The organism is Novosphingobium beihaiense, from assembly GCF_022832375.1.
GTDB classification, from domain to species: Bacteria; Pseudomonadota; Alphaproteobacteria; order Sphingomonadales; family Sphingomonadaceae; genus Novosphingobium; species Novosphingobium beihaiensis.
In genome coordinates this window covers 79079-88056 of sequence record NZ_JALHLG010000024.1, presented here as the reverse complement: position 1 = coordinate 88056, position 8978 = coordinate 79079, and the positions used below count along the sequence as shown (strand labels likewise).

Sequence of the window (8978 nt, the reverse complement as noted above, 5' to 3'; positions counted from 1 at the left end):
GGCCGCAACCATGCTCTGGCTACGCTGAATGGCGATCCGACCTAGTTCTCCCGCGCGGCATCGATCTGATGCATCAGCTGTTCGAGCTGCTGTGCCCCGCGCAGCGTTTGCGGCCGTTCATTCACCAGCAGCATTTCCACTTCCGAAGCGGCCGCAGACAGGGCCGGAAAGCCCAGCGAGCCTGCTATTCCGGCAATCTTGTGGGCGATGTCCAGGATTTCATCGTTGGCGCCTTCGATGCCCGCCAATCGTTCGAGCGTGCTGCGCTGTCCGGACAGGCGATCCAGGAACCGCACCCGGATAGCGTTGAGGCGGGACTGGTTTTCAGGCATGGCTGACAAATGAGCGGACTTGCGCCGTCAGTTTCATGGGGTCGAAAGGCTTGGGGATCACACCGTGTGCGCCCGATGCGACCAGTTTTTCCACGTCGGCGGGGCTGGTGCGGGCTGTGATGAAGACAACCGGGATGCTCTTTCCGAAGCGCTCCCGGATCGCGGCGAACGTCATGGGGCCGTCCATGACCGGCATCATCATGTCGAGCAGGATCAGATCGGGCGTCATCGTGGACAGCAGATCGAGCGCTTCCGGCCCGCTTGCGCATGTCCGTACCATGATATCCGGATCGAGTTCGAGCGCCATGCTGGCGATTTCGCGCAAGTCGGGTTCGTCGTCGATATAGAGGATCGAGATCGTCATAGGGCAGGCATCCTTTTGCGGCGAACCTCGGTAAGCATTCCGGCAATGACGGCGAGTTCCTCCAGGGACGTGTGCACCCTCGCCAGACAGGTGTTGGCAAGGCCCGCGCTTTCGGAATCGGGGCCTTCGGGAGACAGGATGATCACCGGAACCGGCAAATCCCCGCTTCGCTGAAGGTGGGGCAGCAATTCCGCGCCGTCGCTGCTTTCCAGTGAGAGAGAGAGGATGACGCAATCGAAATCCTCACTATCGAACAGGGCTCGTGCCGTTTCGGTGGAACCGGCAGCGGCGATGTCCGCGTATTCGTCCAGAGCCTCAGCGGCCATCTTCTGTACGCCGGGATCGGCTTCGACATGGAGGATGCGCGGCTTGCCGTGGCCCGTCGCGAGACCGGCGGCTTGCACGCAGTTTGCGAGACGGGAAACATCCACAGGCATCTCCAGCCAGTCGAGGATGAGAACCGCGCCGCCCGGCCCGGCGGCACCCGGTTCGCTGCCGAACGCCAGGATTGGCGTATCCGCGTTGTTCTTGTCTTCCCGGACCATCCGGATGATGCCGGCGCTGTCCGGAAGCCCGAGGTCGACAACGATACCTGCGTATCTTGCAGCCGCCATGGCGTCATGGGCCGGGGCCCTCGCTTCTGCGACAGTCACCGCATGCCCGGCCTCACGCAGGGCCGCTGCAAGAGGCTGGGCAGCATCCCCGCCGCATACGAGCAGCGGCGGGTCTTTGCGGGCTTTGTTCCGGGGCGGGCGGCGCGGTTCCACAGCGGGCAGGTCTATGTGGAAGCGGGTGCCCTGTCCCGGCTTGGTATCGAAGCTGACTTCGCCGCCCAGCCGGGTCACGATTTCGCGGACAATGCTGAGCCCCAGCCCCGTGCCGCCTTTCGCGCGGCTGGAGCTGGAATCGGCCTGCGCGAACTTGCTGAAAATCTGGTCCTGAAAGTCCTCCGGGATACCGGGGCCTTCGTCTGCGATCGTGACTCTGTGGAACCCGCCATGGGGGCCGATCGTGACCTGCACGGTGCCATCCGGCGGCGAGTACTTGGCGGCATTGGAGAGCAGGTTGGTGAAGACCTGGGCAAGCCGGTCGCGGTCGGCGGAAACGACCATGGGCGTCATCGGTGCGGACAACGAGATGTGGGCGCCGAACTTGGCCGCATAGCTGCGGTTTTCCTCTACCGATGCGCGGACGGCGGCCGTCAGGTCCAGTTCGCGGAGGTTGAACGGCATGTTTCCGGATTCGATCTTTTCGATGTCGAGGATATCGTTGATCAGCCGGACGAGGCGGTCGGCATTGCTATGGGCAATCGTGATCAGGCGGCTGGCGCGTTCGTTCAAGGGGCCGCCGCCGCCACCTTCGAGAAGGCCAAGCGCCCCCGCGATCGAAGTGAGCGGCGTTCGCAGTTCATGTGTGACGGTGGATACGAAATCGGATTTCAATTGCTCCACGCGCTTGCGCTCGGTGATGTCCCGGATGACGGCGACATAGCGCAAGCCTTCGTTGAGAACGGCCACCGATATTGCCATTTCCATGGGAAATTCGCTGCCGCCGCTGCGGCGGGCGGCGATTTCCAGCGTTACCCCTTCGGGATCGTCTTCCAGGCCGAGTTCGCTCAGCTCTTCAGCGATCTGCCCAATCGGGGGCTGGTCCGCAAGCAGGATGCCGAAATCGCGGCTGTCCAGTTCGCCCGGGTCATAGCCGAACATCCGCAGCGTCGCCGCGTTGACCGCTTCGATTGCCCCGCCGGGCTCTATCGTGACGATCCCGTCCATCGCGCTTTCAAGGATTGCCTTCTGGCGCAAGGCCAGATCTTCCTGCTCCGCCAGTACGCGATCGCGCGCGCGCATCGAGTTTTGCAGGGCAAGCCAGGCCGCCGCCAGCAATGCGGCAAGCGCGGCCAGAAGCGCGAATGTCAGAATCCTGAGATTGGTGACCGCCGCTTCCGCATTCGCAGTGCGCTCGGCGATCGTGGCCTGCTGCAACTGGACCAGCTGCCCGATACGGTCGCGGATCTGGTCCATGAGCGCCTTGCCCCGTCCGGACCGGACCCGGGCTTCTGCTCCCTGCATATCACCGCTGCGGCGGCGCCCGATGGTTCCCCGGGTATAGGCAAGCTTGCGGTTGGAAAGCATGCGCAGTTCGCGCACGAGGGCCTGTTCCCGGGGCCGGACAGAGGCATATTCGGAGAGGGACGGCCAGATTGCCATCAATTGGCGGCGCCCTTCGTCATAGGGTTCGAGGAAGCTGGCATCCCCGGTGATGACGTAACCACGGCCCCCGGTTTCGACATCCTGATGAGCGGACATCAACAGGAACAACTGCGCGCGCTGTTCCTGTGCAGCTTCCTTTTCCTGGCCCAGATGATCCGTCGTGCGGACTTGCTGCGTCAGCAGGATGACCACGGCGCCGATCATCAGCGGCGCCACGAACGCCACGATCTTGGCGAAACGCTGGCGCCACTGTTCGGCCTGCTGGGCCTTCCCGCTGACCGCGCTGCGTATCATCGCCTGTCCGCCTTCTGCCAGACCGTGACGCTGGAAACCTCCATGCGGGCCGGAAAGGCTTCGGTGTCGATCCCCCTGGCGCCTGCCCAAGCGCCGCCTACGGCGACGTTCAGGATCAGGATCATCTTGCGGTCGAAACCCCTGGGCCGGGCGGCAAAGCGCACCTTGCCGTCCACGCCGATGACGATGCGGTCTTCCGTCCACAGCAACTGGTAGTCGTGAAAGCCGCCGCAATAGTTGAAGCGGCTTTCCCCCTGCTCGTGATTGCCGTTGATGAAATTGCGCTTGGCGGTCTGGATGGCGTGATAGACCGTGCCGGGCTCGTAACCGACAGCTTCGGCGATATCGATTTCGCCCCCTTGCCAGACCATGTCCTGATGTTCCGGCAGCAGCCAGATTGCGGGCCAGCTGCCGGTAATGCAGGGCAATCTGGCGCGGATCTGGAAAAAGCCATGCCGCCATGAGGCGTGGCCACGCGTGGTGAGGCGTGCGGAACTGAAGCGCTGGCCGGACCAGTCGTCCAGCCCCATGCTGGACAGGTCTTCGGGCCGGGCCTCTATGACCAGCCGCCCGTTCTCGATCCTGGCGTTATCCCGATGCTCGCTGGCATAGTATTGCAGCTCGCCGTTGTACCACCCTTGCCGGTTGCGCGAGGTTTCATGGTGCCAGCGGTTTGGATCCGGAACACTGCCGCTTTTGAAATCGTCGTTCCACACGACCTGATAGCCATCGGGGCGGACCAGTGCGTCTCCGGGGACAGGCAGCGGCGCAGGATCAGATGCCGCCATGGCTTTCACCGGCGAAAGGCACGCCGCGAAGAACAGGAAAACCAGCACCGGCGCCATTCGGGCCAACATCCGGCATACGCCTTTCAGAATACGCGGCTCACGCCAAGCGCGACATAAGGCTTGGCGGAGCGGTCCTTCTGTTTCGACAGGCCGCCGGAAATCAGCCCCTGCCATTTGCCGCCAAGCCGGGTGGAAGCGAACAGGCCCGCGCTTGGCCGGGTATAGCTGCGATCGCCCTGCACGCCGCCTTCGATGCCCAGACGGGTGTCCGATTCGCCATCGACGAGCCGGTTGAACCGGACTTGCGTGATATAGGCCCGGTCATGCACGCCGAGCGATGCGAACCATGTCGCCCGCCAGGCATTGCCAACGGCGCCGTCCGTCTGCAGTGCCAGATCGAACCGCGTGCCCCGGGTGCGGTTGCCGGGGTCTACGGGCTTGAGCCGGGTATCGGTGACGCGGGGGCCGGCGGACAGGTTCACCCAGCCCCAATTGCCCGACATCTGATAGACCATCGCGACCTCGCCGCCGATATAGTCCGCCGAGATGCGCTGTCCGTTGCTTTCGTAGTGATACTGGCCCCCGCTGGTCCCCGCACGGACCGCCAGCCCTTTGCCAAGCTGCCCCCCGGGCAGGGCTATCACACCACCCGCATAGCCGTTCACCCCGTCTCCGGCGGAACCGCCTGCATAGACCACGCCCGTATCCTGAGCAGCAGCGGGCAGGGACGTCAGCGGCAGCAGAGCAACGCATAAACCGGCTGCGAAGCGCAGGTTCTGGGGCGTCATAAGGCAGGCCTCCCGGGAAATACGGGCCATGGTTGCGGGGCCCATTTCATCAGGGATGCACATATATTCGAAGGTGTTTAGCAAAAGTTAACCACTTGCAGGAATAAGTTAGTCAGTTTCTCCGGCGCGCCGAGTACTCATGTTCTCCAATGCTATTCTCAAAGCGCGCACGAACCTCAAGGTCCTGATCGTCGACGACGATTTCCTGATGGGGGAATTTCTCGGCCTTCAGATAGAGGCGTTGGGATGCCGTGCCACCGTGGTCGAATCCGGGGCCGAAGCTCTCGGCATCCTGAAGCAGGGCGAAGTGCACCTGCTGGTTTCCGATTGGCAAATGCCGGGCATGGACGGCATGGAACTTGTTGCCGAAGCACGGCGGCTGACAAGTTCCGACAGCCACCTTCACATTGCGATGATGACGGCGCGCGGCGAGGAAAAGGTGATGCGCGCCGCGATGGGCGCCGGCGTGGACGATTTCCTCTTCAAGCCGGTCCAGAGCGTGGAACTGGAACTGGTCGTTGCCAGCGCCGCGCGCAACCGCCTGCTGCATCACCGCCTGAAACGCCGCAATGCGCAGCTGGCGATGGAACACCGCCGCGCGACCGAGGCGCTGGAGCGGGTGCGTGCCGATCTCAAGGCTGCAACGGCCTTGCACGAGCGCCTGCTGCCGGACTTCGATCGTTCGGGCGTCCTCAGGCTTGCCCACCTCTATCGTCCCGCCGCGATGCTGGGAGGCGATTCGATCGGTGCCGCGCCGCTGCGCGGAGAAGGGCTGCTGTTCTTCCTGATCGATGTGCGCGGGCATGGCGTGCCTGCCGCGCTGGATTCCTTCCACCTCCATCACCGCATCAAGCAGCTGCGGCCAAAGAGCGCACCGGACCTGGGGCGTGCAATGGCCACGATCAATCGCGAGATCTGCGACCGTGCGGACGACAGCTATGCCACCATTGCCTGCGGCCTGATCTTTCCGGAAAAGGAAGAGGGCTGGATCGTCTGCGCCGGCCATCCTCCACCCCTGCTCATGGACGGCGCCGCCGTAACCCAGATTTCGGGCGGGCGGGCGATGCCGGTGGGATGGTTCGACGATGCCGCCTATACCCCCGTGCGGTTCCCGTTCCCGCCCGGCGCCCGCCTCGTGCTATATTCCGACGGGATCACCGAAACGATGAACGCATCGGGAGACCAGTTCGGAGACGAGCGGCTGGAACAGACCCTGGCGGCCAGCGCCGGGCAGCCGCTCCGCCAGTTCGCAAAGGCCCTGACGGAGAACCTGCAAGCGCATTTGCCCTCGCAAGCCTATGAAGACGATATATCGATGCTGGCGATCGAGCATGCCTGCCTGGAGAATCAAAGCTGATGTCAGAAAATACCGGTATCCTGGAAATAGCCGTCGATCATCCGCGTCTGGATGCGGCAGCGGCCCCTGCGTTCCGGCAGGAACTGCAAGACCGCTTCGATCACCGGCCCGAGCGCGTCGTGCTCGACCTTACCCATGTCGACTTTATCGATTCGACCGGCCTTGGCGTTCTCGTATCGATGCTGAAGCAGATGGGCACGAATGGCCGCATCGCGATTGTCGGCGCGTCTCCGGCGGTCCAGCGGCTGTTGCAGATCACGCGCCTGGATACGCTGTTCCTCCAGTGCGACAGCACCGCGGCCGCGCATGATGCCCTTGCCTGACCTTCCGGCGGAGATTTCCGTTCCCGCGCGCCTGATCGAAGTCAGGCGCCTGGCGGAACATCTGCGCAAGGTCTGCCGGGCATCGGGCGTTAGCGAGATGACCGCATTCGACTGCGAACTGGCTCTGGTCGAGGCTGCGAACAACGTCGCCGAACATGGCCATGCAGGGCTGGCGGAAGGCGAGATGACGCTATCGGTGCAGATCGGCGAGGGCAGACTGCGCATGGAACTGCGCGATAGCGGAAAGCCCGTCCCCGAAGGCCAGTTCCTGGCCCCTGCCACGGCCTCCCGCGACGCGCCAAGAGGGCGCGGTATCGGCATTATCCGCTCCTGCCTCGATACGGTGGACTATATCCGTGAAGATGGCATCAACCGGCTGATCATGATCAAGCGGCTGGATTGATCCGCCGGTATCAGTCCTGCGGATTCACAGCGGAAAACGCGTGATCCGGGACCGGCTTGCCTGCTTCCTCCTGCAAGGTGCGGTCCTCGATATTGACGATGATCACACCGGCTACGATCATGATCAGGGCAATGATCAGGTGGCTGCGCCCGCGGCGCAGGTTCTCGCGAAAACTCATCGTTCCTGCTCCCTCCCGGGCTTCCAGAAGGCCGCGCGGACCATGATCGACATGGCCATGATGTTGTTGAGGCCCCACAGGCCGTTGGCGATCAGCCCGCCCAGCGTATAGCCGCCGCCCACGGTGAACAGGCGGAAAGCGCACCATGCGAAGCTGGTCACGGTCAGCGCGATAATCGCGATCTGCGGCCAGACCAGCCCCAGATAATTGCCTTCCTGCCGCTGCTTGGGTGTCACCGGAAAGGCGATCTTCTTCCGGCGTATCACGGCCCAGAGCGCACGCAGCGAGATGGGAAAGCTGGCAAGGTAGGACACTTTCCCCTTGTAGCCGGAAACGCCCCAGGTCCCCATCATGAAGGCCAGTTCGTTGAGCACCAGGAACGGCAGTGCATGGGCGAAAAAGTCGCCGGTGTACGTGCCGACCGGCGCAATCGCGGTGAACATGTAGATCACCGGGGAAAGCAGGAACACGAGGTTCCACACCGCTCCAAGATAAGACCAGAACGTCGTCAGGTACATGATCCGCTGCGCCAGCGTCATCCCGGGCCGGGTCACCGGATTATCGTGAAAGAAGATGTCAAGGCTGCCGCCCGCATACTTGAAGCGCTGCACCGTCCAGGACAGCAGATCCTGCGGGGACAGCATCTTCGATTCCACTTCCGGATGGAGCACCGTCCTCCACTTGCGCTCGCTGTCCTGGTGCAGGACGATCGTCGAGTAGATATCTTCCGAAACGTGGAACTTGTAAGGGGTCAGTTCCTCTTCCTGCGCAGCCTGCCAGCGGGCAAGCGGATCGTCTTCCTGATGCCGCAGGCCCAGCAGCTTCTGGATGCGCCCGCGGCCTTCCTCGCCGCTTTTGGCGATCGCCTCGGCATAGGCCCGCAGCGCCACGAACATCACCGCCTCCCGCCGGTGGATAGAACCCGCCCCGCAGCAGAACGCTGCATTCCATGGATTGCGGCGGCGCTGGATCACATCGTAGAACATCGCCGGATCGTTGACGAACGGATCCTCACCCAGGCGGATCTCCCCGAACACCGCCTCGATTCCCGCGCCCAGCCACCGGCCGGGCGCCCCGGCCCGGCGTCCCCAGACATCCTTCAGGCGCGTGCCTTCAGGAATGTCGTAAAACCATTGCGGCGTCTGCACCACGGCCACGTCGGGATCGCGGAAATACCCCAGCGTGTGGTCCAGGATTGTCGGGAAAGGCCGGGTGTCGGCATCGCAGATGACGATGAAATCGCCGCTCGTCTGCTCCATGGCATTGCGAAGATTGCCCGCCTTGAAACCGATATTACTGGCGCGGGTAATATAGCCAACGCCTTCCTCTTCACACACCTGCCGCATGACCTCCCGCCGTCCGTCATCAAGCACATGAATGCGAAAATCGATGGGATGCGGATAGGAGACCTTCCTGGCATCCCGGATCGAGAGGCGGACCAGCTCCTCGTCCTCGTTATAGGTAGTGATGAACAAGTCGACACTGACCGGCCGCTCCCCGGCTTCACCTTCCCGCACGCACTCCGCGATCGAGGCAGGCGGCAAACGCTGCGGATAGTCGCGCGTTTTCCAAAGGTTCGCCGTGAACAGGATCAGCCCGAAATAGGCACAGGTCTCCGCCACAACGAGCGGCACCGCAAACCAGATCGCATCGAAATTGAGCGAATAGGCCCAACGCCACCAGATGTAGACAGCCCCTGCCACAAGATTGGCAATCGCCAGCCCGTGCCAGATACGCTCAACCGTCCGCGACCACGGGACGGGCGCGGGCGGCCTCCTGCTCTCGAACGGGATGAAATAGAAATCCGGCGTCACGTTTTGCCTGATGCTTGCGGGCAAGGACTGGAATATTGCAGCAATTTAGTGATTAGGAAACAGGGGTAGGAGTTAGGTTCAGGACTCGTTGACTAGATGTTTGGTCCCGTCAGGCAATGAGGCC

Annotated in this window: 10 protein-coding genes; 3 read left to right on the top strand and 7 right to left on the bottom strand. The window is 63.0% G+C overall.

What is annotated here, in order from left to right; translation table 11 throughout:
* Window positions 1–41: 41 nt before the first annotated feature.
* From MTR66_RS15015 to bcsS, 5 genes are read right to left on the bottom strand one after another with little or no spacing between them, the layout of a single operon-like run.
* Entirely contained in the window at window positions 42–332 is a 291-nt protein-coding gene (locus MTR66_RS15015; RefSeq protein WP_243922481.1) for an Hpt domain-containing protein, read from the bottom strand.
* Window positions 325–696, bottom strand: a complete 372-nt coding sequence (locus MTR66_RS15010; protein ID WP_243922479.1) for a response regulator — start codon at window positions 694–696, stop codon at window positions 325–327. The genes MTR66_RS15015 and MTR66_RS15010 overlap by 8 nt, the downstream gene beginning before the upstream one ends.
* Window positions 693–3203 carry an ATP-binding protein gene (locus MTR66_RS15005; protein WP_243922477.1) on the bottom strand — a complete coding sequence of 837 codons (2511 nt, stop codon included), beginning with the start codon at window positions 3201–3203 and terminating at the stop codon, window positions 693–695. The genes MTR66_RS15010 and MTR66_RS15005 overlap by 4 nt, the downstream gene beginning before the upstream one ends.
* Window positions 3200–4060, bottom strand: coding sequence for a glycoside hydrolase family 16 protein (locus MTR66_RS15000; protein WP_243922475.1), 861 nt, complete (start codon window positions 4058–4060; stop codon window positions 3200–3202). The genes MTR66_RS15005 and MTR66_RS15000 overlap by 4 nt, the downstream gene beginning before the upstream one ends.
* Before the next feature lie 14 nt (window positions 4061–4074).
* The gene (gene bcsS, locus MTR66_RS14995) at window positions 4075–4779 is read right to left on the bottom strand and encodes a cellulose biosynthesis protein BcsS (protein ID WP_243922473.1); all 705 of its coding nucleotides are present in this window, start codon (window positions 4777–4779) and stop codon (window positions 4075–4077) included.
* Window positions 4780–4918: 139 nt separating this feature from the next.
* On the opposite strand from bcsS, the gene MTR66_RS14990 reads away from it, so the two are divergent.
* Genes MTR66_RS14990 through MTR66_RS14980 form a run of 3 tightly spaced genes read left to right on the top strand, consistent with a single transcriptional unit; the run spans window position 4919 to window position 6862 of the window.
* A complete protein-coding gene (locus MTR66_RS14990) occupies window positions 4919–6136 on the top strand; it encodes a PP2C family protein-serine/threonine phosphatase (RefSeq protein ID WP_243922471.1) in 1218 nt (405 codons plus the stop codon).
* A complete protein-coding gene (locus MTR66_RS14985) occupies window positions 6136–6459 on the top strand; it encodes an STAS domain-containing protein (RefSeq protein ID WP_243922469.1) in 324 nt (107 codons plus the stop codon). Before MTR66_RS14990 ends, MTR66_RS14985 begins: the two co-directional genes overlap by 1 nt.
* A complete protein-coding gene (locus MTR66_RS14980) occupies window positions 6446–6862 on the top strand; it encodes an ATP-binding protein (RefSeq protein WP_243922467.1) in 417 nt (138 codons plus the stop codon). The genes MTR66_RS14985 and MTR66_RS14980 overlap by 14 nt, the downstream gene beginning before the upstream one ends.
* A gap of 10 nt (window positions 6863–6872) precedes the next feature.
* Here MTR66_RS14980 and MTR66_RS14975 read toward each other — a convergent pair whose 3' ends face one another.
* Together MTR66_RS14975 and MTR66_RS14970 are read right to left on the bottom strand one after the other, a co-directional pair.
* Window positions 6873–7040, bottom strand: coding sequence for a hypothetical protein (locus MTR66_RS14975; RefSeq protein ID WP_243922465.1), 168 nt, complete (start codon window positions 7038–7040; stop codon window positions 6873–6875).
* Window positions 7037–8878, bottom strand: coding sequence for a glycosyltransferase family 2 protein (locus tag MTR66_RS14970; protein ID WP_243922463.1), 1842 nt, complete (start codon window positions 8876–8878; stop codon window positions 7037–7039). The genes MTR66_RS14975 and MTR66_RS14970 overlap by 4 nt, the downstream gene beginning before the upstream one ends.
* Between the last annotated feature and the right edge of the window lie 100 nt (window positions 8879–8978).